Source organism: Allobosea sp. CRIB-10 (genome assembly GCF_900112185.1).
Lineage (GTDB): Bacteria > Pseudomonadota > Alphaproteobacteria > Rhizobiales > Beijerinckiaceae > Allobosea.
The window spans coordinates 146900-168911 of sequence record NZ_FOKP01000005.1; the positions used below are offsets into that span (position 1 = coordinate 146900).

21 protein-coding genes and 1 pseudogene are annotated in these 22012 nt (G+C 67.5%); 11 read left to right on the forward strand and 11 right to left on the reverse strand.

The genetic code is table 11. From position 1 onward, the window contains the following. Position 1 precedes the first annotated feature (1 nt). The 4 genes from cobN (at position 2) to BMZ69_RS09265 (ending at position 5426) form a co-directional block, all read left to right on the forward strand. The gene (cobN, locus tag BMZ69_RS09250) at positions 2–3943 is read left to right on the forward strand and encodes a cobaltochelatase subunit CobN (RefSeq protein ID WP_092156277.1); all 3942 of its coding nucleotides are present in this window, start codon (positions 2–4) and stop codon (positions 3941–3943) included. Further along, entirely contained in the window at positions 3940–4416 is a 477-nt protein-coding gene (locus BMZ69_RS09255) for a MotA/TolQ/ExbB proton channel family protein (RefSeq protein WP_092156278.1), read from the forward strand. The genes cobN and BMZ69_RS09255 overlap by 4 nt, the downstream gene beginning before the upstream one ends. Further along, positions 4416–4727 (forward strand): DUF2149 domain-containing protein, encoded by a 312-nt coding sequence (locus tag BMZ69_RS09260; RefSeq protein WP_092156279.1) that lies wholly within the window; start codon positions 4416–4418, stop codon positions 4725–4727. Before BMZ69_RS09255 ends, BMZ69_RS09260 begins: the two co-directional genes overlap by 1 nt. Before the next feature lie 405 nt (positions 4728–5132). Then, positions 5133–5426, forward strand: a complete 294-nt coding sequence (locus BMZ69_RS09265) for a DUF982 domain-containing protein (protein WP_092156458.1) — start codon at positions 5133–5135, stop codon at positions 5424–5426. 178 nt (positions 5427–5604) lie between these two features. Here the strand turns inward: BMZ69_RS09265 and BMZ69_RS09270 are convergent, their stop codons facing one another. The 11 genes and pseudogenes from BMZ69_RS09270 to BMZ69_RS09320 form a co-directional block, all read right to left on the reverse strand. Beyond that, positions 5605–6828 carry an MFS transporter gene (locus BMZ69_RS09270; RefSeq protein WP_092156280.1) on the reverse strand — a complete coding sequence of 408 codons (1224 nt, stop codon included), beginning with the start codon at positions 6826–6828 and terminating at the stop codon, positions 5605–5607. Further along, a complete protein-coding gene (locus BMZ69_RS09275; protein ID WP_092156281.1) occupies positions 6825–8222 on the reverse strand; it encodes an NAD(P)-binding protein in 1398 nt (465 codons plus the stop codon). The genes BMZ69_RS09270 and BMZ69_RS09275 overlap by 4 nt, the downstream gene beginning before the upstream one ends. A gap of 58 nt (positions 8223–8280) precedes the next feature. Then, entirely contained in the window at positions 8281–8598 is a 318-nt protein-coding gene (locus BMZ69_RS09280) for an ArsR/SmtB family transcription factor (protein WP_092156282.1), read from the reverse strand. A 58-nt stretch (positions 8599–8656) separates the two neighbouring features. Then, the gene (gene arsB / locus BMZ69_RS09285; RefSeq protein ID WP_092156460.1) at positions 8657–9709 is read right to left on the reverse strand and encodes an ACR3 family arsenite efflux transporter; all 1053 of its coding nucleotides are present in this window, start codon (positions 9707–9709) and stop codon (positions 8657–8659) included. 7 nt (positions 9710–9716) lie between these two features. Beyond that, positions 9717–10142, reverse strand: coding sequence for an arsenate reductase (glutaredoxin) (arsC, locus tag BMZ69_RS09290; RefSeq protein ID WP_092156283.1), 426 nt, complete (start codon positions 10140–10142; stop codon positions 9717–9719). Then, a complete protein-coding gene (locus BMZ69_RS09295) occupies positions 10142–10669 on the reverse strand; it encodes an arsenate reductase ArsC (protein ID WP_092156284.1) in 528 nt (175 codons plus the stop codon). Before BMZ69_RS09295 ends, arsC begins: the two co-directional genes overlap by 1 nt. Beyond that, positions 10662–11018 (reverse strand): ArsR/SmtB family transcription factor, encoded by a 357-nt coding sequence (locus BMZ69_RS09300; protein ID WP_092156285.1) that lies wholly within the window; start codon positions 11016–11018, stop codon positions 10662–10664. Before BMZ69_RS09300 ends, BMZ69_RS09295 begins: the two co-directional genes overlap by 8 nt. A 317-nt stretch (positions 11019–11335) precedes the next feature. Next, a complete protein-coding gene (locus BMZ69_RS09305; RefSeq protein ID WP_092156286.1) occupies positions 11336–11824 on the reverse strand; it encodes a cupin domain-containing protein in 489 nt (162 codons plus the stop codon). A 196-nt stretch (positions 11825–12020) separates the two neighbouring features. Beyond that, a complete protein-coding gene (locus BMZ69_RS09310) occupies positions 12021–12515 on the reverse strand; it encodes a hypothetical protein (RefSeq protein WP_092156287.1) in 495 nt (164 codons plus the stop codon). Positions 12516–12563: 48 nt separating this feature from the next. After that, positions 12564–13886 carry an NAD(P)/FAD-dependent oxidoreductase gene (locus tag BMZ69_RS09315; protein ID WP_092156288.1) on the reverse strand — a complete coding sequence of 441 codons (1323 nt, stop codon included), beginning with the start codon at positions 13884–13886 and terminating at the stop codon, positions 12564–12566. A gap of 32 nt (positions 13887–13918) precedes the next feature. Next, positions 13919–14626: pseudogene (locus BMZ69_RS09320) on the reverse strand (3-hydroxybutyrate dehydrogenase); the annotation flags it as partial. Here BMZ69_RS09320 and BMZ69_RS09325 point away from each other — a divergent pair. The 7 genes from BMZ69_RS09325 (at position 14610) to BMZ69_RS09360 (ending at position 21931) form a co-directional block, all read left to right on the forward strand. Then, entirely contained in the window at positions 14610–15116 is a 507-nt protein-coding gene (locus BMZ69_RS09325; protein WP_244543301.1) for a lactonase family protein, read from the forward strand. The pseudogene BMZ69_RS09320 and the gene BMZ69_RS09325 sit on opposite strands and share 17 nt — an antisense overlap. A gap of 725 nt (positions 15117–15841) precedes the next feature. Beyond that, positions 15842–16840 carry a tRNA dihydrouridine(20/20a) synthase DusA gene (gene dusA / locus BMZ69_RS09335; protein WP_092156291.1) on the forward strand — a complete coding sequence of 333 codons (999 nt, stop codon included), beginning with the start codon at positions 15842–15844 and terminating at the stop codon, positions 16838–16840. A 6-nt stretch (positions 16841–16846) separates the two neighbouring features. Further along, on the forward strand, positions 16847–17299 hold the full coding sequence (locus tag BMZ69_RS09340) for a PaaI family thioesterase (RefSeq protein ID WP_092156292.1): 453 nt from the start codon (positions 16847–16849) through the stop codon (positions 17297–17299). 237 nt (positions 17300–17536) lie between these two features. Beyond that, positions 17537–19699: a coiled-coil domain-containing protein gene (locus tag BMZ69_RS09345; RefSeq protein WP_092156293.1), complete on the forward strand. Its 2163-nt coding sequence runs from the start codon at positions 17537–17539 to the stop codon at positions 19697–19699. 37 nt (positions 19700–19736) lie between these two features. Then, positions 19737–20774 (forward strand): TAXI family TRAP transporter solute-binding subunit, encoded by a 1038-nt coding sequence (locus tag BMZ69_RS09350; RefSeq protein WP_092156294.1) that lies wholly within the window; start codon positions 19737–19739, stop codon positions 20772–20774. A gap of 8 nt (positions 20775–20782) precedes the next feature. Then, the gene (locus BMZ69_RS09355) at positions 20783–21400 is read left to right on the forward strand and encodes a hypothetical protein (protein ID WP_244543292.1); all 618 of its coding nucleotides are present in this window, start codon (positions 20783–20785) and stop codon (positions 21398–21400) included. Positions 21401–21424: 24 nt separating this feature from the next. Then, a complete protein-coding gene (locus BMZ69_RS09360; protein ID WP_139219010.1) occupies positions 21425–21931 on the forward strand; it encodes a DsrE family protein in 507 nt (168 codons plus the stop codon). The last annotated feature ends 81 nt before the right edge of the window (positions 21932–22012 follow it).

A 22012-nucleotide genomic window follows, 5' to 3' on the forward strand; every position in this document is an offset into this window, starting at 1 on the left:
CATGCGTAGGCAGATCCAAAGGGTGGGCGAAGCGCTGCGACGGCTTGCTCCGGTTGTCTTCGCCGCGCTGGCGACCTGCCTGATCGCCTCGCCCGGCCTCGCGCAGCCAAGCGGGGGAGAGCAGCCACGAGAACTGCGCCTGCTGATCGTGACCACCGACTTCGTCCTGCCCGGCAAACTCGACAAGGTCGCCCGCATCGCCGCAGCCGAGCGGGTGACGGTGAGCTCGCTTCGGCTCGGTGCGGCGCCCAAGCAGGCCGCGCGGCTGGACGATGTCGACCTCGTCATCCTCGACACGCCGCGCCCCAACGATCTCGCGCGCGTGCAGGGCGAAGTCGGCGCGGCTCTGGCCGCAAGCTCAGTCGCCTGGATCCGGATCGGCGGCGGGCCGCCCGCCTTCGGCAATCTTCCGCCGGAACAGGCCCGGCGACTGATCGGCTATTATGCCGGTGGGGGTGAGAGCAACCTGCGCCAGCTTGCGGCCTATGCGCGGACCTGGAAGGCAGGCGGCGATCTGAAAGCGTTTCCGGAACCTTCCCGCATCGGCGCAACCGGCATCTACCACCCCGATGCTCCCGGCTCGTTCGCCAGCCTCGAGGCCTATCTCGCCTGGGGCAAGGACCGCTGGGCGGCAGGCGCGCCCCGGCTCGCCTATGTGATCCATTCCGGACTCATCTCCGGCATGGAGACGCGAACCATCGACGCCTTCATCCGCCACGCCGAGTCGGCAGGGGCCATGCCGCTGGTCTTCTGGTTCGAGGCCGCCAAAGCCGACGGGCTGACCTCCGTGCTGAAGCCGGCGCAGGCGGATCTGCTGGTGATCGGCACCCATTTGCAGAACGGCGCGGCGCGTGCAGCGGAATTCCGCGAACTCGGCATCCCGGCGATCCAGACGACGGGGTTCCGCGGTGGCAATGCCGAGGCGTTCGAAGAGGCCAAAAGCGGCCTTTCCATGCAGATGGTGGCGCCCTTCCTTGCCGTGCCCGAGAGCTGGGGCGCAAGCGATCCAATCGTGATCGAGGCGCTGGAGGGCGGCGAACTCGCGCCGCTGCCGCGGCAGATGGATGCACTCGTCGCCAAGGCGTTGAAGCTGACGGTTCTGCGGCGCAAGCCGGCCGCGGAGAAGACACTCGCTTTGATGTTCTGGAACTATCCGCCGGGCGAAAAGAACCTCTCCGCCTCGGGCCTCAACCTGCCTCGAAGTCTGGAGGCGTTGACGGCGGCGCTGGCCAAGGCCGGCTACGATGTTCCGGCCACGGCCGAGGCGAGCCTCACGGCCTCGGCCCAGGCGATGCTCGGCGCCGTCTACCATCCCGAGCGCGCATCTGCGCTGCTGGCGGAGGGGCTCGCAGTGACGTTGCCGCTCGCTCGCTACGAGCAGTGGTTCGATACCTTGCCGCTCGATCGGCAGATCGAGGTGACGCGGCACTGGGGCGAGCCCGCCAACCATGCCGCCCTGCGCGAGGTCGACGGCGAGAAGGTCTTCGTGCTGCCACGCCTCAGGCTCGGCAAGCTCGCGATCATGCCACAGCTTCCGCGCGATGGCGTGCCGGGTGGCCATTACCACGACAGCAAGCTCGCGCCCGATCATCTCTATCTCGCGCAATATCTCTATCTGCGCGAGGCGTCCGGCGCCGACGCCCTGATCCATTTCGGCACCCATGGCACGCAGGAATGGACGCCGGGCAAGGATCGCGGCCTCTCGGTCGACGATTTTCCCTATCTCACGCTCGGCGACCTGCCGGTCTTCTACCCCTATATCCAGGACAATGTGGGCGAGGCCGTGCAGGCGCGGCGGCGCGGCCGTGCCGTCACGGTCAGCCACCAGACGCCGCCTTTCGCGCCGGCGGGGCTTTATGACGAGCTGCGCGACCTGCACGCGTTGATCCATGAATACCAGCAGCTCGAAGAGGGGCCTGTTCGTGACGCGACTGGTGAACGCATCATCAGGGCGGTGACGGCCGCCTCGATCCAGCGCGACATGGGCTGGGAGGACGCAGCGCTTCGGAGCGACTTCACGAACTTCCTGCCCCTGCTACACGATCACCTCCATCGTCTGGCCGCTCAGGCGATGCCGCTCGGCTTGCATGTCTTCGGCCAGTCTCCGGCTCCTGAGCAGCGCCTCTCGACAGTGATGCAGCAGCTTGGCAGTGACTTCTACAAGCTGCTCGGCCACGAGCCGGACGAGTTCTTCGCGGTTGAGGCCGAAGCGCTCAAGCGCAGTCCACCTTACGCCTTGCTCGGCCGGCACCTGCGCGAGGGCGAGCCTCTCGCGGCCATCGGCGATCCGGCCCTGCGCGCCACGGTCGAGCGCGGCGCGACGCTCGATCGCCATCTGGCGGAAAACCATGAGATCCCGGCCCTGCTGGCGGGGCTCGCCGGCGGCTTCGTCCTGCCGGGACCGGGCGGGGACCCGGTTCGCAAACCCGACGTGCCGAACGGGCGCAACCTCTTCCCGTTCGAGCCCGACAAGATCCCGACGCAGGCCGCGTTCGAGGCCGGCGAGAAGGCGCTGCGGCAACTGGTCGAGACCTACCGCGCCAGCCATGGCGGGCAGGCCCCGAACAAGCTCGCGTTCAGCCTCTGGTCCTCAGAGACCATGCGTCATCTCGGCGTGCTCGAGGCGCAGGTTCTGCACGCGCTCGGACTGCGTCCGGTCTGGGATGCGGGCGGGCGCGTGACCGCACTGGAGATCGTGCCCGCCGCCGAGCTCGGACGTCCGCGTATCGACGTGATGCTGCAGGTCACCAGCGTCTATCGCGACCAGTTCGACGGCTTCATGCGCCTGCTGGCGGAAGCGATCGATCGCCTCGCCGCGTTGGACGAGCCGGGCAATCCGGTCTTCACCAACAGCCGCGCCGTCGCAGCAGGTCTCGTAGCGCAAGGCCGCGAGCCGGCTGAGGCGGCACGTCTCGCCAGCCTGCGCATCTTCTCGGGCGAGCCGGGCGATTACGGCACCGGGCTCCCGGAAGCCGTGCTCGCATCGGCGTCCTGGAACAAGGACGACGCCCTGGCTTCAGGGTTCCTGAAGCGCATGCAGTATGGCTACGGCGCCTCGGACTGGGGCGTGAAGGTCAAGGGCGCCAACCTGCTGGCCGAGCAGCTGCGCGGTGTCGAGGCAGCGGTTCTGTCGCGCTCCTCGACCCTGCATGGGCTGCTCTCGACTGACCACCCCTTCGAGTTCCTCGGCGGATTGTCGCTCGCCGTCCGGCATCTCACCGGCCGCTCGCCGTCGCTCTACGTGTCCGATCTGCGCCAGCCCGAAGCACGCGTGACAGGCACGGCCGCCTTCCTCTCCGACGAGATGCGCACACGCTATCTCAATCCGCACTGGATCGGCGGCATGAAGCAGGAGGGCTATGCCGGCACGCTGGAGATCGTGAATGCGGTCAACAATCTCTGGGGCTGGCAGGTCACGGATCCCGCCTCGGTGCGGGCCGATCAATGGCAGGCGGTGCACGACACCTTCGTGCGCGATGCCCGCAAGCTCGATCTGGCGCGCTGGTTCGAGCAGAGCAATCCGACCGCGCAGGGCCAGCTGATCGAGAGGCTCGTCGAGGCTATCCGAAAAGGCTACTGGGACGCATCTGAGCAGACCCGGCGCGAGCTCGCGGAACGCTGGCGGGAACTCGCCGAGCAGCATGGTGTCGCGATCGGAGCACAACCGACGAAGGACTTCGTGGCGACACTGGCGTCGGGTTTCGGAGTCTCGGCTCAACCCCCGGCAGCATCGACGCCGCCGGAGTCGGCCTCGCTCCCTCCTTCGGGGCAAGCTGAAACCGTTTCCGGCCAGATGATGACCCCTGTTCCTCAGCCGCGCGATGCCGAGCCTGACTGGCGCCGCTGGCTCGGAGCGGCGCTGGTCCTGCTCTGCTTACTCGGCGGCGCCGTATCCCAGTCACTCGCCAACAGAAGCCGCAATGCAACCGGAGCAGCCTCTTGAACGCCTTCGAAGCGGGGCTTTACGACCTCGCCAAGCTCTTTCTCCTCCCCGTCCTCGTGCTCATCGTCGCGGCGCTGGCCTATGCCTTCGTGGCGTTGGGCAGCTTCCTGGTCGAGGCGCTGCAGCGTCGGCAGGGGCGCTACAACTCGCGGCTCGCGGCGTTTCACACGGTTAGCGGCGCCGCGAGCGACGATCTCGAACTCTGGATCATGCAGCGCCTGGAGTGGCTGCGGATCGTCGCGCGTTCGGCCCCCATGCTGGGGCTGGTGGCGACGATGATCCCGATGGGGCCGGCATTGCTCGCTCTTTCGAATAACGACGCCAAGGGCATCGGCGACAACCTCGCCGTCGCCTTCGCGGCCGTGATCCTGGCTCTAGTCGCGGCAGCGATCGCGCATCTTGTCCTGACGGTTCGGCGGCGCTGGTTGCTTCAGGAACTGCGCATAATCGAACTGGGCCGGGAGCGAGACTGATGCGGTTTCTCGACGAAGAGGAAAACGACGATCCGCTGCTCTCGGTCGTCAACCTGATCGACGTCTTCCTGGTCGTGATCGCGATGCTGATGATCGTCATCGTCCGCAATCCGCTCAACCCTTTCGTGGCCGAGAACGCGGTCGTGGTGGAGAATCCGGGCAAGCCGGAGATGCGCATCACGGTGAAACAGGGACAGGAACTGACCCGCTACGAATCCAGCAGCGAGATCGGCCGAGGCCAGGGCGTTCGCGCCGGAATCGCCTACAAGCTCCCGGATGGACGGATGATCTACGTGCCTGAGGGGCAGTAAGAAACATGATGCGGCAAGAACGGGCGACAAGGAAAGGGCTTCGCTCATTCTCTTTCCTGCGGCTCTGGGTCGGCAGCACCGCTTCCAGCCTCGCCACGCCGAGCGGTTTCAAGTGTTCGGCGCCTCGCCTGGGCTGATCCCGTCCGGGCCGAGCCGAAGCCCTGGGGGGCTGCGTGATCGCTGAGAAAGCTCGGCTTATCGTCCCGCGGCCGTCGTGAATTGCTGCCGACATCTCTCTACGGCGAGGGGCTTGACCCGACGAGAGCGGCAACCAAAATCAGGGCAGCCGCCGATAGTGACAGCCTGCCACAGGCGGCGATCGACCGAACCGGATCCATGTTGCTTCCAGGAGGATATGGCTATGGCAACGTTGGCAACCGCTCCCGGCCCTGGGAGGACTGCATGATGACATCCGACGACTTCGAACGGCCGGTTGTGATCCTGACCGGCTTTGGCCACCCGACGGCGATCGCGTCGGCCATGGAGGCCTACATGTTCTTGGCCGACTGGCCGGCGCGCAAGCGCGACCCAGCCCATGGGTTTGTCTTGAAGGCCTGCCTGGCTGCGATCCGCGGCGAGATCGAGCCCGACACGGCGCGCGGATTGTTCGCGTCATGGGCCGAAAAACACGATCTGCTCGCACCCGATATCGCTGCGTTCGTCGGCGGCCGAAAAGAAGGCTCGCGAGGCGTCGCCTGACCCGGATGAGCCCGGCGTCGCGAGCGGGCCGGGCCATTCTGGACGATACGCGGAAAACTCCGAACTGCCCCCTATGCGCCGATCAGGCCGGCGCTAACGCTTGGCCGTCTGGCGCCAACTGCAGACATTGGAAGGTCGCCCGGAAGTGGACATCAGACCGGCCTGGATCAGAGGACGGTTATTGTCGCGAAACGCTGCGCGCCAACAGAAGCAGCGCGAGCGCCGCGGCACCTGAAAGCGTGACCAGCACCGCCGTGCTCGCCGCGAGCCCCGCGCGCTCCATCATCACGGCGAATGTGAGCGGCGCTGCGGCGCGGATCGCGAGACCGGGGGCGGACAGCTTGCCAAGCATCGCGCCATAACCGGCAGGACCAAAAAGCTGGAGAGGCACTGTCCCGCGCACGATCGAACTCAGTCCCATGCTGACGCCATAGGCGATCGTGAACAGCGCGGCGAGCACGGCCGTGCCGCCGCCGATGACGAGCAGAACGAATCCGAACGGCATCAGCGCTCCCGAAACCCAGGCGGTCGTCACCGGTGCCACATTCGTGCCGAACAGCATCTCGATGAGCCGCGCGGTCACCTGTGATGGGCCGACCATGGCGCCCAGCGCAACCGCCAGCGCCGCGCTGAAGCCGAAGCCCTGCAACAGCGTCAGCATGTGAACGGACATCGCCGAGACGACGAAGCCCTGCAGCGAGAACGCAATCGCGAGGAGGACAAAGGCGCGTTTGCGAGCTGCGCCGCCGAGATAACCGACAGGGTTCGGCGTCTCGCCCGGCTGGATTGGTTTTGCGGCCGTCGCCCGGCCGCGGGGCAAGGCAAGCGCATGCAGCGGCAGCGCCAAGGCCAGATAACCGAGCGCATAGATCTGGTAGATCACGCGCCAGTCCGCATGCGCCAGCAAAGCGGTCGTCAGCGGCCAGAACAGTGTCGAGGCAAAGCCGCCGATCAGCGTCAGCTTGCTGATTGCCCGCCTGGCGCCGGCTCCATGGGCCTGGGTGAGCGCTGTGAAGGCCGCGTCATACAGGACGAGTGTGGCGACCATCTCAAGGACGATCATGGCCGCGTAGTAGCTGAGCAAACCATCGGCCTTCGACAGGGCAAGGAGCGCCAGGCTCGCCAGCACGCTGCCGATGCTCATCATGCGGCGCGTGCCGTAGCGGTCGACCAGGCGTCCGGCAAGGGGAGCGGCAAGACCGCCTGCGAGCAGCCCGAGAGCGAAGCCGCCATAGGTCCATTCGGGCGCCCAGCCGAAGCTCGCGGTCATGCCGGGCGCGAGCACGGCAAAGGCGTAGTAGAGCGCGCCGTAGCCGGCTACCTGCGTGACGCCGAGCGCGAGGATGAGCGCGAGCCCGGCCCGAGCGGCGGGATTCGTCTCCGATGCGGCCAGCGTCGTCATTGGGCTGGGGCGGCCTCGTTCGCCTTCGCGGAGCTCCCGCAACCGCAACTGGATTGGCCCTGTGCCTTAGCCGCGGCATCGTCCGCGCAGCAGGCTTCCGTCGCGGCCGGCGCCGCTCCACCGCAGCATCCGCCGGAGCTCGCTGGCGCGGTCGTGCAGACGCCGGTCTCCGGCAGGACCAGCCGTACGTCATCGGCAGCGGCCAGATCGCCAGCGATCGCCGCGACCACCGACCGAACCTGCTCGTAGCCCGTCGCCATCAGGAAGGTGGGCGCTCGCCCATAGCTCTTGACACCGACAGTGTAGAAGCCGGACTCGGGGTGGGACAGTTCGCGATGTCCATGCGGTGGCACCGAGCCGCAGGAATGCAGATTCGGATCGACCAGCGGCCCGAGCGCCCGAGCGCTTTCCAGCCAGGGATCGAGCTCGACGCGCAGCTCGCGGGTCAGCGAAAGATCGGGACGCTGACCGGTGCAGGCGACGATCCGGTCGACAGGCCCGATCGTTCGACTGCCTGCGGATGTCTCGCCCTCGATGACGATCTGCCCGGCCGCTTCGCGAACGGCAACACAAGCGAAGCCGGCGACGAGCTCGACCCTGCCGCCGTCGACAAGTTGTCGGAGCCTCCGGCCGAGGTCGCCACGTGCGGCAAGCTGGTCATTGGCTCCTCCGCCATAGACGCGTGACAGATTGGTGCCGCGCGTCGCCCACACCGCCCTGGTCGCGGCATCCTGCTTTGCGAGCTCGGCAAGGTCGAGCAGCACATTCGCGGCGGAATGGCCGGCGCCGACAACCAGCGTGGTGCGACCGACGAAGCTGGCGCGGTCGCGGCCGAGAACATCCGGTATCCCATAGTCGATCCGCTGGACCTGAGCTTGCTCGCCTTCCGCTGCAATGCCGCCGGCCCCGAGCGGATTGGGCGATGTCCAGGTCCCGGAAGCGTCGATGACCGCGCGAGCAAGCTCGCGGCGAACGCGGCCGTTCTTGTCCGTGACCGACAGCTGGAAGGGGTGCAGCTCGCGATCCCGGCTGACGACCTTGTCGATGCCTCGCCGGCCGATCGCCGTGACGCGGGCGCCGCACTCGATAACGGGGGCCAGTGCGGGCGTCTGCGCCAGAGGCACGAGATACTCGCCGACGAGCTCAGCGCCTGTCGGATAGGCCGCAGCATCCGGCGCGCGCCAGCCTGTCGGCTCGAGCAACGCCCGCGCGGCGCGGTCGATGTTGAACTCCCAGGGCGAGAACAGGCGAACATGGCCCCAATCGGAGACGTTGGCGCCAGCCTGGGCACCGGACTCGTAGACCTTCACGGCCAGGCCGTGGGCGATGAGGTTGGCGGCCGCGGCGAGCCCGACTGGCCCTGCTCCGATGACCGCGACGGGAAGCTCTGTCATTCGATCTTCCTCCTGTTATCCTAGAATCATGGAATTATCTGGCAAATAAAAAGGCCGATCAGGCAGCCTTTCCGGAGGCTGCCGAGCAGCCTTCCTCGATGCAGCATTCGTCGGCAAGGAAGCCGAGCAGCGCTTCCATCGCCGGATAGACGGCCCGGCAGATCAGCGTCGTCGCCTGGCGCTCCTGGGAAACCAAGCCATTCTGAACGAGACGCTGAAGATGATGCGAGAGCGTCGAGGCTGGGATGCCGAGACGCTCCTGAATCTGATTGACCGGCAGGCCGCCATGGCCGGCGCGGACCAGGACGCGGTAGAGCTGAAGACGCGTCGGATTGCCGAGCGCTTCGAGCTGCCTTGCTGCTTCTTCGACATTCATGGAAATAAACTGCATCGTCACAAGGATGCCGTCAAGGCGTATTTCGACGAATGCCGAATTACTCGGCTGCGCGGACCTTTGGGCGGGCGCCGCCGCGCTCGTACCAGCCTTTCGAGCGGTTCACGATCCAGACCACGCTTAGCATGACCGGAACCTCGATCAGCACGCCGACCACGGTGGCGAGCGCTGCACCGGAGTTGAAACCGAACAGGCTGATCGCGGCGGCAACGGCAAGCTCGAAGAAATTGGAAGCTCCGATCAGGGCGGATGGGCCGGCGACGCAATGCTCCTCGCCGGCGATCCGGTTCAGGAGATAGGCGAGTCCGGCGTTGAAATAGACCTGGATCATGATCGGCACCGCCAGGAGCGCGATCACCATCGGCTGCGCCAGGATCTGCTCGCCCTGGAAGCCGAAGAGCAGCACGAGCGTCGCGAGCAACGCTATCAGCGAGACCGGGCCGAGCCGTGCAAGCAAGCGATCCAGCGCCGCCTGCCCACCGCTCGCCAGGATGCGGGCCCGGACGAGCTGCGCGACGATCACCGGAATGACGATGTAGAGGATGACGGACAGGACGAGCGTGCCCCAGGGCACGGTGATCGCGGAGAGGCCGAGCAGGAGGCCGACGATCGGCGCGAAGGCGACGACCATGATCGCGTCGTTGAGCGCGACCTGGCTGAGCGTGAAATGCGGCTCGCCTCTGGTGAGGTTCGACCAGACGAAGACCATCGCGGTGCAGGGCGCCGCCGCGAGGATGATGAGGCCGGCGATGTAGCTGTTGATCTGCTCGGCCGGCAACCATGGCCGGAACAGCCAGGCGATGAAGAGCCAGCCCAGCGCCGCCATCGAGAACGGCTTCACGGCCCAGTTGATGAAGAGCGTGACGCCGATGCCGCGCCAATGCCGCCCGACCTGGCCGAGCGCCGCGAAGTCGATCTTGAGCAGCATCGGAACGACCATCAGCCAGATCAGCACGGCGACGGGCAGATTGACCTTGGCGATCTCTGCCGCGCCGATGGCCTGGAAGATGCCGGGCACGAGATGCCCGAGCGCGATGCCGGCGACGATGCACAGCGCGACCCAGATGGTGAGATAGCGTTCGAAGGTGGACATGACGACCTCAGGCCAGAGCGACGGGGCGGCCGGAGGCGTCGACGACAAGCTCGCCGTCCTCCTTGCGGAACTCGCCCCGCTGCGGCGGCAGCAGGGGCAAAACGGCCTCGGAGGGCCGGCACAGCCGCACCCCCTTGGGCGAAATGACGAGCGGCCGGTTGATCAGGATGGGATGGGCTTCGATCGCGTCGAGCAGTGCCTCGTCTGAAATGCCCGCGTCGCCAAGGCCGAGCTCGGCGAAGGGCGTGCCCTTCTCGCGCAGGATGTCCCGCACGGTCAGCCCGGCACGGCCGAGAAGCTGCGTCAGCAATGCCCGCGCCGGCGGCGTCTTCAGGTATTCGATGACATGTGGTTCGACGCCCGCATTGCGGATCAGGCCCAGCGTGTTCCGGGAGGTTCCGCAGGCAGCGTTGTCGTAGATGATGACGTCCATCACGCCAGCTCCGGGCGACCGCCGCTCGCTCCGTCGAGGCTGCCGATCCGCCGGACCTGCTGTGCCAGCGCCATCTGATCGAGACTTGCGACCGGAAGCGACAGGAGGACGTTGATTCGGTTCCTGAGATAGCGCAGCGCCGTCACGAAGGCGCGCTCGCGCTCGATCTCGCTGCCCTGCGCATTCGACGGATCCTCGATGCCCCAATGCGCCGTGATCGGCTGGCCCGGCCAGTAGGGGCAGGCTTCACCGGCTGCCTGATCACACACGGTGATGACCATATCCATGATCGGGGCGCCGGGCGCGGCGAACACGTCCCAGGTCTTCGACGACAGTCCCGCGGTCGGAATGCCCTCGGCCTCCAGCACTTTGAGCGCCATCGGCTTGGGACCGGGACCGCCTTCGCTCCCGGCGGAGAAGGCGCGAAAGCGTCCCTCGCCGAGATGGTTCAGCAGCGCCTCGGCCATGATCGAGCGGGCGGAATTGTGCGTGCAGAGAAACAAGACGTTGTGGATGCGATCAGGCATCGGTCGTGACCTTCGATGGGCAGCAGGGGGTGAGCTCGGCAAGGAGCGGAGCACAGATCTCGGCACGGCCGCCGCAGCAATCCTTGAGGAGAAACGCGACGACCGAGCGCAGGGCGTCGAGATCGGCGCGATACACGATCGAGCGACTGAAGCGCTCGGAACGGATGAGCCCCGCGCGGCTCAAGATGCCGAGATGCGACGACATCGTATTGTGCGGAACCTCCAGCCGCCGGGCGACCTCGCCGGCTGGCAGGCCGTCAGGCTCCGCCGAGACCAGTAGGCGAAACACGTCGAGCCGGGTGCTCTGGGCCAGTGCGGCCAGCGAAAGGATGACTTGCTCATTCTCCATATGTCGAGACTTATCGACATAATACTCTCGATGCAAGCCACTGGCCGCTGAACCCTGGCCTCAGCTGCGGCGCGCTGGCGAGTCCGAAGAGATCAAAACTGAACAGCGCGCCATGTCAGGTCATGGGGCGACCGCTGCGGAAGCGGACACTCAAGAACGCGGCAATGCGGAGCTCCTCCGCATCAGACCCATATCGTGGTCGACACCTCCGGCCGAACCCGATGGGGCGCTTATCCCGTCTTGCACGGCCGGCAACGACCTTCCGGGCTGGCTGGCAAGCGGCCGGAAATCGCCAGCCGCTTCCAAAGCGCAGAAAATCACATGTCGGGATCGTCGAGCATGTCGGGCGGGACGACGTCCGACGAGGTCAGGACAACTTCCTTGTCGGTCTTGTTTTCCCACCAATGGGCGTGGCCCTGGCCGAATTCCGGCGTCCATTCGCCTTCGCGGTGCAGGATCGGCACGGCGCAGAAGGAGCTGTGCTCGACGATCTCGCCCTTGACCACATAGACGATCGAGGGACGGTCGTCGTGCTGGTGGGTCGGCACGACGCCGCCGACGGCCACGGTCAGCCGGCGGGTGCGCAGGCGCAGATCGCCGGTGCCGCGCCAGCCTGTCAGGTTCACGATCGACAGGGTCTCGCGCTTGATCCCGACATCGGGCGCCTCGGCGATCTTGCGCGGCTCGGTCAGGACCTTGTCCTTCGGGCAGCTGCCCGCCTGCGCGGTTCCGGCGCCAAGGATCGCAAGGGCGGCGGCGAGGGCGGCGCGCCGGGCAGGGCGGCGGTTTGAAACTGGGCGATTCATCATCTCTCTCCGGATCGGGGCGGCGCCGGACCATTCCGGCGCCTGCCGATGAAATCGCTGGTTTTCCAAGATGTTGGAAATGCTTCCGGCCTGTGCTTTCGATAGCCGCGGAGCATGTTCGCCATGGCGGCGAGGCCGACGCGAAGAGCCGGCCGCGGAGCGCGTCCGCGGCCGGTCCTGGTCCGGACTGCGTCGATCAGGCCGACCTGGCCCGCGCCTCCTGCGTCTCGAAGACGAGGGCGAGCAGATGGCCGTAGATGGCATGGCCGATCAGGCTCATCAGCGAGAGCAGGCCGTTCTCGCCGATCAGCAGGAAAGGCAGGCCGGCGAGCGGCGCGAAGACGCCGAGGGCGATGAAGTAGGTCGCGACGCCCCAGAGCCAGCCGGCAGCGGGAGGGCCGACCCGCAGGATGCGCGAGACGATCCAGTAGCCGAGCGGATAGAACAGGAAGCCGGTCAGGAAATGCAGGGCCTTGGCCCAGACGTCGGGCACATGCAGGCCGAGCTGGTGGTGGAACAGCGACTTGATCAGCGCCGGCGGCTCGAGCGGAAAGCCGGCGAGCAGCGCCGTCGGCCAATTCGCCCAGACCTCGTAGAAGCCGGTGGCGGCGAAGCCGCCGAGCATCAGGTGCCAGAGCGAGCGGGCGGGGGGGACGAGGCCGTCCTGCGGCCGGGCATCGGTGAAGGTCATGGACATGTTTCGGGCCTTTCGCGAGGGCTTCGGGGCTTGCGGTCAAGATCAGGCGGCCTCGCGCCGCTGCGCCGGCATGGGCGGCGGCTCGGCGCGGGCGATCTCCTGGCCGGTAATCAGCCGCGCGCCGCGCTCCCAGGTCAGGTAGGACCAGAGCCAGCTCGTCGCGACGCTGACGCGGTTGCGGAAGCCGACCAGGAACCAGACATGCGCCAGCGACCAGAGCAGCCAGCCCAGCAGTCCGGTCAGGCGCAGTCGGCCGAGATCGACGACCGCGGATTTGCGGCCGATCGTCGCCATGGCGCCGCGGCTGCGATACTGAAACGGCGCGGGCGTGACGCTTCCGGCGAGGCGCGCGGCGATCAGGGCGCCGACATGGCTGCCGGCCTGCTTGGCGGCGGGGGCCACGCCGGGCAGCAGCCGACCTTGCCCGTCGGCATGCGCCGCGGCGTCGCCGATGACGAAGATCTCGGGCGCGCCCGGCACTGAGAAGTCCCGTCCGACGCGCACCCGTCCGGCCCGGTCGGTCTCGGCGGCGAGCCAGCGTCCCGCGGCAGAGGCCTTGACGCCGGCCGCCCAGACGATGGTGCCGGCGGACATGTGCCGGCCGCCGACGGAAACACCCTCGGCGGTGACCTCGCCGACGGCCTTGCCGAGCTCCAGCGTGACGCCCATGGCCTGCAGCGAGGCTGCCGCGGCCTGGGCCAGATCCTCGCGGAAGCTCGGCAGGATGCGCTGCCCCGCCTCGATCAGCACGATGCTGGCGCTCTCCGGCGTGATCGTGCGGAAGTCGCGGGGCACGGCCTTGCGCGCCAGCTCGGCGATCGCGCCGGCGAGCTCGACGCCGGTCGGGCCGGCACCGATGACGAGGAAGGTCAGCAGCGCCCGGCGCTTGGCGGGATCAGATTCGAGCTCCGCCTTCTCGAAGGCGAGGAGGATACGGGCCCGCAGGCGTGTCGCATCGTCCAGCGTCTTGATGCCGGGGGCCAGGGCGGCCCATTCCTCATCGCGGCCGAAATAACTGTGGCGTGCGCCGGTGGCGAGAACGAGATGATCGTAAGGTACGCGGCGTCCGCCTTCGGTCAGGACGAGGCGCTGCTCCCGGTCGATGCCCGTGACCTTGTCGAGCATGACCCGGGCATTGGCCTGGCCGCGCAGCACCGAGCGGATCGGCGCGGAGATATCGGCCGGCGACAGCGCCGCCGTGGCGACCTGGTAGAGCAAGGGCTGGAACAGGTGGAAATTGCGCCGGTCGATCACCGTGACCTCGGCGCGCGCCCGTCTCAGCGCCCGCGCCGCGGCGAGACCGCCGAAGCCGGCGCCGACGATGACGATCCTCGGCAGGGCGGCCGATGCATGGGCGTGCGCCATGGCTCGCTCCTTCTCTGGCAGGGTTGCAGCGTTCAGTGCGCGGTCCAGCCGCCGTCGACCGGCAACGCAGCCCCGGTGATCGAGGCCCCGCGAGCGGAGGCGAGGAAGGCGGCGAGCGCGCCGATCTCGTCGACTGTGGCGAAGCGCTTGTTCGGCTGCTGCGCCAGCAGGACGTCGCGCACCACCTGCTCGCGCGGGATGCCGTGAGCGAGGGCCTGCTCGTCGATCTGCTTCTCGACCAGGGGCGTCCAGACGTAACCCGGGCAGATCGCATTCGCGGTGACGCCGAATTCGGCGGCCTCGAGCGCTACCGTCTTGGTCAGGCCGACCAGGCCGTGCTTGGCGGCGACATAGGCCGCCTTGAACGGGGAGGCGACCAGGCCATGGGCGGAGGCGATGTTGATGATCCGGCCATAGCCGCTCTCCTTCATCGCGCCGAGCACGAGCCGCGTCGCGTGGAAGGCGGCCGAGAGATTCAACGCCAGGATCGCGTTCCACTTCTCGACCGGGAACTCCTCGACCGGCGCGACATGCTGGATGCCGGCATTGTTGACGAGGATGTCGATCTTGCCGAAGGCGTCCACCACTCCGTCGACCAGCCGGGCGACGCCGGCAGGCTCCAGCAGGTTGCTGTCGTCATAGCGGACGTCGACTCGGAACCGCTCGGCGATATGGCGGCGGACCTTGTCGATCTCGCCCACCTCGCCGAGGCCGTTGATGACGATGCGCGCGCCGGCCTTGAAGGCCCGCGAGGGGGCTGGTTGCCGTCATATAGCTTTCCATCCCTCGAAACCCCTGGCCTATTTGGCCAACGAGCTCGACTCGACGATCACCACCTATGCCTGGGACAGCGAGAAGGGCGTGCTGACGCCGTTGCAGATCGTGCCGGCCGCTCCTCAGGATTTCACTGGGGACAACACGGCGGCAGGGATCGCGACATCATCAGACGGTCGCTTTCTCTATGTATCCAACCGAGGCCACGATAGTATTGCCATCTCCGCGATCGGCGCGGAGAACGGCCTGCTGAAGTCTGATAGCTGGACCTCGACGCAGGGGAAGCAACCGCGATTTTTTGCGCTCTCCCCGACCGGCGATCATCTTTATGCGGCCAACGAGAACAGCGATACGATCGTCGACCTTGCTATCGACAGGATATCCGGACGTTTGACACCGACAGCTCAGATCATCCGTACGGGAAGTCCGACCTGCATCGTGTTTCGTCATGCCTGACCGAGGCCGCCTGACAACGGGGGACAGAGCATTCCATCAAAGTACCCAACTATTCGATCAATTTCATCTTGTGTGGGTCGCCGGTCGCGCGCTTCTCCCTTCCCGACGAGCCCAAAGCGCTCGAGTGCGATGCGCGCGAGGTCAACCGGTCCGACCCGCACGGGAAGACCATGCACAGCGGCGGCATGAGACAGAATGAGCTTGGTTGTCCGAGATCGATAACAAGAGTAACTGGGCCTGCACCCAGCGCCGCTCGCTCACGACCAAGGAGAACACGACCAAGGAGAATGAGCCGCTCGCGATCGAGCGACACTATGCTGCACGTTCCAAGTTGTCGCCTTAGCAAGTCCAGCGTGGCAGCTTTGGAGCGCAAAGGAGCCTTGCCGACGTCGCGCATGTCGTCGATATGAGGTCGATGAGGTCCCCGAACGTCTTCAGCCGCACGATGCGCGAGTCGTTCGGAGCCTCGCCACGATCAATCTGACGCTCGGCCTCGGTGGCCCAGCGTCGCGCATCATCCCGGCGCAGGAAGGTCTCGCTCACATAGCGTCCCTTGCGTCGGACCTGGACGCGCCAGGACCCGGAGGAGAGCTTCGTGAAGGTGGCCATTTTTCGTGTGCGCTGCGTGTGATCTCAGCGATCGAACGTGGCAAAAAGCGTCGCATCACGGCGTGATCTCGTGTGCGCTCGGACCGACCCAACAAGTTGATGTTGCGGAAAAAATCATGAAAAATCAAGAGCTTAGATTCTCCGTGGCACCTATGATGGATTGGACTGATCGGCATTGCCGGATCGTCCATCGCCTGCTGTCGCGGCGTGCCCGGCTCTATACCGAGATGGTGACGGCGCAGGCGGTGGTGCGCGGCGACCGGCAGCGGTTGATCGGCTTCGACGATGTCGAGCACCCGGTCGCGCTGCAGCTTGGTGGCAACGATCCGGCGCTGCTGGCGCAGGCGGCGAAGATCGGCGCCGATTTCGGCTATGACGAGATCAACTTGAACTGCGGCTGCCCCTCCGACCGCGTCCAGGGCGGGGCCTTCGGCGCCTGCCTGATGCGCGAGCCGCAACTGGTCGCCGATTGTGTCGCGGCGATGAAGGCGGCGGTTTCCATTCCCGTTACGGTGAAGTGTCGGATCGGTGTCGATGACCAGGATCCCGAGGCTGCGCTCGACGCGTTGACCGCCGCCGTGCGTGCGGCCGGCGTCGATGCGCTCGTCGTCCATGCCCGCAAGGCCTGGCTGCAAGGGCTCTCGCCCAAGGAGAACCGCGAGATCCCGCCACTCGATTATGAGCGCGCCTATCGCCTCAAAGCGGCCAATCCCGACCTGATCGTCTCGCTCAACGGCGGCATCCGCCAGCCCGGCGAATGGCTGCCGCATCTCGCCCATCTCGACGGCGTCATGCTCGGCCGCGAGGCCTATCAGAACCCCGAAGTGCTGCTCGCCGTCGATCCGCTGCTCTTCGGCGAGGATGCGCCGGCCGCGGACGCCTTCGACATGCTGGAAGCGCTAGAGCCTTACATTGCCGCCCATCTCGAACGGGGCGGGCGTTTGCATGCCTTCACGCGCCATCTCGTCGGGCTGTTCCCGGGCCGGCGCGGCTCGCGTCTGTTCCGCCGCCATCTCGCCGAGCATTGCGTCGCGGCAAGCGCTGGACTTGCCGAGCTGCGCGCTGCGATCGCCCATGTCGAGCGCGAGGCTCCGCCCGCGATTGCAGCCGAGTGAGCACCGATGACTGAACAGCCGATCGATCCCGCCCTCGTCGCCCGGATCGAGACGAGTTTCGCCAAGCAGGCGATGATGAGGACGCTCGGCGCCCGGCTCGTGCGCGTCGCGCCGGGCGAGGTCGAGATCGCCATGGCGGCTGCGGCACATCTCTCCCAGCAACACGGCTTCGTCCATGCGGGGGCGGTCGCGACCATTGCCGACAGCGCCGCCGGCTATGCCGGGCTCACCACCATGCCGGCCGGCAACGGCATCCTCACCGCCGAGTTCAAGATCAACCTGCTGGCGCCCGCCACCGGCGACGAGCTGATCGCCAAGGGCAGGGTGGTCAAGGCTGGCCGCACCCTGACGCTCGCCATGGCCGAGGTCTTCGCCGTGACGGACGGCAAGCCCAAGCTCTGCGCCATGCTGACGGCGACGCTGATGGCGATCGTCGCGCGCGAGGGCGTCAGCGACTAGTCGAAGCGCGCGAGCCGGCGGCGATCGGCGGGGTACCCCGCTCGGGCAATCTCCTGCCCGTTTGCTCGTCTTCTGGACCTTTACGATCTGAGGTCAGCTCGAAGCGGGCGAGGGCGCGGTCGAGGCTCTCGCAGACGTCTCCATGCGGACGTCTTCGTTCGCGTCGGCCGGATCGAATTCGCCCGTGACCTGGTTCGCCAGGGCAAGCCATGCCGCCGACCAAGAGGCGTCAGCCATATGCGCGACGCGATCGACAGCGCATCGGGAGATGGGAAAGCCGTCATCGCCAGGGATGACGCGGGCTTGACCATCGATACCGCTCACTGGACCGGGCCGTGGCTGGCAGGCAAGCCGCCGGCCGGGCAGGATCGCAACGCGGCCCCCGATGCTCGGCAGGAGTTCCCGGCCAAACCCGGCCTGCAGCGCGACGCCTCGCGCCCCGGCCGGGCGTCGCTGCGCCGCCGCTTCATCCCGCTGGCGAGCGGTTTTGCGGTCGCGGCCCTGCTTCTGCTGGTGCCTCGGAATGCGGATCGGCTCGAGCCTGCTCACGTCGGACAGCTTGCGCCGGCGGCCCTGTCATACGGCGAAGCCCCGGTCGCCGCCGCGGCGGCGCCATCGCGGCGGCATCCCGAACCGGACGCCGGCAGAGCGCCGGCCCAGGCGCAGCCTGCAGCTGCGGCGCCGGAGCTGGACGAGGCCAGGAGCACGATCGCAGCCCTGACTGCGCAATTGCGGGACGAGGCCGCCAGGAGCGAACAGTCGTTGCGACGGGCGCAGGATGAGGCCGCCGCCAAGGCGCGGGAGGCCGCAGCCGCGCGAGACGAGCTAGTCGCAGCCGCGGCGCAACATCGCCGGGCCATGGATGGCGAGCGTGCGCAGCATGCGGCGCTGGCGGATCAGCTTGCGGCGTCGCAGCGTGAATTGCAGGCACGGTCGGTGCAGCTGCGTAGTGCGAACGAGGACATCGAACAGCTCAAGCAACTGGCGACGGCTATGACCTCCCAGCCGCTCCAGGAGCGTCAGAAGGCCGCCGCTGATGTGCAGGAGCTGGCTGCCGCGCGTCAGGAACTCGATTTGCTCGCCACCCAGCATCGCCAGGCGCTCGAGCAGGAACGCGCGCAACGGACGGCGCTGGCGGCCGAGCTCGCGGGGGCCCAGCGCGAGGCCGCCGCACAGGCGGCGCAGCTGCGCAAGGCGGGCGAGGAAGCAGCGCAGCTCAGGCAGGCAGAGTCCGCCAGGGCCGCGCAAGCGCTGGAGCTGGAGCGGCAGAAGACTGCGGCCGTTGCGCAGGAGCTGGCGGCCGCACGGCAGGAGTTGGGCTCACTTGCCGCCCAGCATCGCCAGGCGCTCGACCAGGAACGCGCGCAACGGACGGCGCTGGCGGCCGAGCTCGCGGGGGCCCAGCGCGAGATGGCGGCACAGGCGGCGCAGCTGCGCAAGGCGGGCGAGGAGGCAGGGCAGCTCAGGCAGGCGGAGGCCGCCAGGGCCGCGCAAGCGCTGGAACTGGAGCGGCAGAAGGCGGCCGCCATAGCGCAGGCCGTGGCCGCGCGTCAGGCGCTGAGCGCGGCCGCAGCGCAGCATCGTCAGGCCCTCGACGATGAACGAGGGCAGCGCATCCCACTGGCGGCCGAGCTCTCCGCCGCGCGGCGCGAGACCGAGGCGCAGGCGGCGCAGCTGAGACAGGCGGAGGCCGCGAAGGCGCAGGAGCTTGAACGTCAGAAAACGGCGCTGCTCGCACAGGTCGCGGCGGCGCGGCAGGAGCAGGTCGCCAGCATCGCACAGCATCGTCAGATGCTCGAGCAGGAGCGCGTACAGCGCTCTGCGCTTGCAGCCGAGCTGTCGGCGGCGCAGCGCGAGCTTGAAGCCCGGACTGCGCAACTGAGCAAGGCGCGCGACGAGGCCGGACGGCTCGGGCAAGCGAGCGAAGCCGCGATCACTGATCTGCGTCAGCTTCTCCAGCAGGAGCGCGACCGCGCCGCGACCATGGCGCAGGAACTGGCGTCGCTGCGCCCCGCGCCGGCACGTCCCGCGCCCCCGGTCGGCGAGCCGTCCAAGCCTCTGCAAGCCGTGGCTGCCGTCACGGCAGCGCAGCCCGTGGTCGCCGAGGCGCGCAACAGCTCAGAGGCGGCGCGTTTGATCGCCAGGGCCAGCGCATTGCTCGGCCAGGGCGACATCGGCTCCGCCCGGATCGTGCTGGAGCGCGCGGTCGAGATCGGCAGCGCCCGGGCGAGCTTCATGCTCGCGGAGACCTATGATCCGCGCGTCCTGTCGGCCTGGGGAACCTATGGCACGCGTGGCGAAGTGACGAGGGCGCGCGCGCTCTACGCGAGGGCGCAGGCCGGCGGCATCGCGGAGGCGAAGGATCGCGTCGAGGCGCTGCGGCAGGCACCGGATGGCTGAGACAGCGGCCGGCCGCCATGCGACAGGGAGGTCGAGAATGAGCATGATGCGGGGACGACATCTCTTCCTGCTGATCGCGCTTGCAGGACTGGTCGGGGCGGTGCCGGCATTCGAGGCGTCTCTGGCGCAGACCTCGCAGGTCAGCGCTCCTACGCAGCGACGCATGATCCGGCCGCCGCCGACCGAACAGGAGAAGATGAACGCCTGGACCGTCGGTCTCGCGGCGGGGCTGCTTGAGGGCGCGCCGCTTCGCCTGGGGGCCGAGATGGCCCGCGTCGTCGATGACGGGCCGAACCTGCACCTGCTCCCGATCGTCACCCGCGGCGCCACCGAGAACCTGAACTCGCTGCTCTATCTGCGCGGCGTCGACACGGCGATCATCAATTCCGATGCGTTGGAGGAATACAAGGCCCAGATGCCGCAGATTCGGCGCAAGGTCACCTATGTGCTCAACCTCTTCCCCTCGGAGCTGCACGTCTTCGTGCGGCCGGAGATCCAGAGCCTGCAGGATCTCGCCGGCAAGAAGGTGAATTTCAACACGCTCGGAACCGCCGCCGCCTATTCGGGGCCGCTGATTTTCAGCCGTCTCGGCATTGCCGCGCAGAACACCTTCATCCCGCATCAGCTCGCGCTCGAGCAGATGCGCAAGGGCGAGATGGCCGCAGTGGTCTTCATCACCTCGAAGCCGGTCGACGCCTTCGTCCGCGGGCGCTTCGAGCCCGGCTTCAAGTTCCTTCCCGTGCCCTACGACAGCAAGTTCGAGGACTATTACCTGCCGGCCGTGCTCGAGGCCGGCGAATATCCCGGATTGATCAAGGCCGGCGAGCGGGTCTCGACGATCGCGGTGCCGACTGCGCTGGTCGCGTTCAACTGGGCGCCGCAGACCAATCGCTACGAGCGCGTCGCCCGCTTCGTCGACCAGCTCTTCAGCCGTGTCGACAAGCTGCAGGCGCCCGGCTTCGACCCGAAATGGAAGTCGATCAATCTCGCCGCGACCGTCCCCGGCCTCGACCGCTTCCCGGCCGCCCAGGACTGGCTGGATCGCAAGGCGCAGACGCAACGTGCGAGCCAATGAAGCTGATCATGCTCTCAGTCGTCTTCGAGATCGCAAGCGAGATCGCCCTCGCGCAGGGCGCCCCCGATCCGATGGCGCAGCTTCGTGCCTGCTCGCTGCTCGACCCGGCCGAGCGGCCTGCTTGCCTGAACAAGCTGCCGCAGCCGGGGAAGGTACCCGCGCCTGCGGCAGGCGACGCCGAAGGCTGGATCATCAGCGAGACCACGTCCCCGGTCGACTACACGCCCATCGTCACCGCAACCACTTTCGCCCAGGGCAATGCAAACCCTGCGCTGAAACAGCTTTCCATTCACTGCCGCGGCGGCCGGACTGAGATGGTGGTCGCTGGGGCGGCCGTCTCCGACAGCGGCGTCGACTACGCTCTGTCCTATCGCCTCGACGGCGGCCAGCCTGTGTCGGTGGCGGCGGGGCGACCATCCTTCGGGACCGGCGTTGCTTTCAGGGGCGATGTCGTCGGCCTGCTGCTGTCGCTTCCCGATGACGGCGGCATTGCGATCCGTCTCGGCACGCGCGCAGGCGCGGTCCATGACGGGCATTTCAGCCTGGTCGGCCTGAAGGCGGCGCGCGACAGGGTTGCTGTGGCCTGCAAATGGCCGCGCACTCTCGCCAGGCCACGTAGCGAATAGTCCTCGAACCATGGGTGGAATGCGATGACGATCAGCTTCAAAGATGCTCTCGGCACGGTCTTGCTGGCCGGCCTCGCTTTCACCTTCGTCGCCCCGCCTGCGACGGCGCAGGCCACGAAGCACAGCGCCGTGCAAGCGCCGAAACCGCCGGTACCCGACAGGAAGCCGCACCGGCTGATCCTGCAGGTGAACACGAACGAGCCGGCGACGATGAACCTCGCGCTCAACAACGCGACCAATGTGGCGCAGTACTATCAGGAACTCGGCGAGAAGGTGGAGATCGAAGTCGTGACCTTCGGCCCCGGGCTGCACATGCTGCGCGACGACACCTCGCCGGTGAAGGCGCGCATCAAGGCGATGGCGACGAGCACGCCGGCCATCACCTTCAAGGCCTGCGGCAACACCCAGGGCAATATGAGCAAGGCTGAGAACAAGGAGATCGCCCTGATCCCGGAAGCTGCGGTGGTGAAGTCCGGCGTCGTGCGGGTCATGGAGCTGCAGGAGAAAGGCTGGACCTATGTCAGGCCGTAATCGGCCAGGACCGGCGCTCTGAAACGGGCGCCCGGCCGCTAGATGATCTTCTGCCGAGGCGCGTTCGCGCATGCCTGCCCT

Bases quoted from the DNA above. Each gene is read 5' to 3' on its own strand.
- BMZ69_RS09265 (WP_092156458.1), top strand. From the start codon at position 5,133: ATGACATCCGACGACTTCGAACGGCCGGTTGTGATCCTGACCGGCTTT.
- BMZ69_RS09280 (WP_092156282.1), bottom strand. From the start codon at position 8,598: ATGAATGTCGAAGAAGCAGCAAGGCAGCTCGAAGCGCTCGGCAATCCG.
- arsC (WP_092156283.1), bottom strand. From the start codon at position 10,142: ATGGACGTCATCATCTACGACAACGCTGCCTGCGGAACCTCCCGGAAC.
- cobN (WP_092156277.1), top strand. From the start codon at position 2: ATGCGTAGGCAGATCCAAAGGGTGGGCGAAGCGCTGCGACGGCTTGCT.
- BMZ69_RS09315 (WP_092156288.1), bottom strand. From the start codon at position 13,886: ATGGCGCACGCCCATGCATCGGCCGCCCTGCCGAGGATCGTCATCGTC.
- BMZ69_RS09260 (WP_092156279.1), top strand. From the start codon at position 4,416: ATGCGGTTTCTCGACGAAGAGGAAAACGACGATCCGCTGCTCTCGGTC.
- dusA (WP_092156291.1), top strand. From the start codon at position 15,842: ATGAAAAATCAAGAGCTTAGATTCTCCGTGGCACCTATGATGGATTGG.
- BMZ69_RS09310 (WP_092156287.1), bottom strand. From the start codon at position 12,515: ATGACCTTCACCGATGCCCGGCCGCAGGACGGCCTCGTCCCCCCCGCC.
- BMZ69_RS09345 (WP_092156293.1), top strand. From the start codon at position 17,537: ATGCGCGACGCGATCGACAGCGCATCGGGAGATGGGAAAGCCGTCATC.
- BMZ69_RS09270 (WP_092156280.1), bottom strand. From the start codon at position 6,828: ATGACGACGCTGGCCGCATCGGAGACGAATCCCGCCGCTCGGGCCGGG.
- BMZ69_RS09305 (WP_092156286.1), bottom strand. From the start codon at position 11,824: ATGAATCGCCCAGTTTCAAACCGCCGCCCTGCCCGGCGCGCCGCCCTC.
- BMZ69_RS09300 (WP_092156285.1), bottom strand. From the start codon at position 11,018: ATGGAGAATGAGCAAGTCATCCTTTCGCTGGCCGCACTGGCCCAGAGC.
- BMZ69_RS09360 (WP_139219010.1), top strand. From the start codon at position 21,425: ATGACGATCAGCTTCAAAGATGCTCTCGGCACGGTCTTGCTGGCCGGC.
- BMZ69_RS09325 (WP_244543301.1), top strand. From the start codon at position 14,610: ATGCGCGCGCCGGCCTTGAAGGCCCGCGAGGGGGCTGGTTGCCGTCAT.
- arsB (WP_092156460.1), bottom strand. From the start codon at position 9,709: ATGTCCACCTTCGAACGCTATCTCACCATCTGGGTCGCGCTGTGCATC.
- BMZ69_RS09350 (WP_092156294.1), top strand. From the start codon at position 19,737: ATGAGCATGATGCGGGGACGACATCTCTTCCTGCTGATCGCGCTTGCA.
- BMZ69_RS09275 (WP_092156281.1), bottom strand. From the start codon at position 8,222: ATGACAGAGCTTCCCGTCGCGGTCATCGGAGCAGGGCCAGTCGGGCTC.
- BMZ69_RS09295 (WP_092156284.1), bottom strand. From the start codon at position 10,669: ATGCCTGATCGCATCCACAACGTCTTGTTTCTCTGCACGCACAATTCC.
- BMZ69_RS09340 (WP_092156292.1), top strand. From the start codon at position 16,847: ATGACTGAACAGCCGATCGATCCCGCCCTCGTCGCCCGGATCGAGACG.
- BMZ69_RS09355 (WP_244543292.1), top strand. From the start codon at position 20,783: ATGCTCTCAGTCGTCTTCGAGATCGCAAGCGAGATCGCCCTCGCGCAG.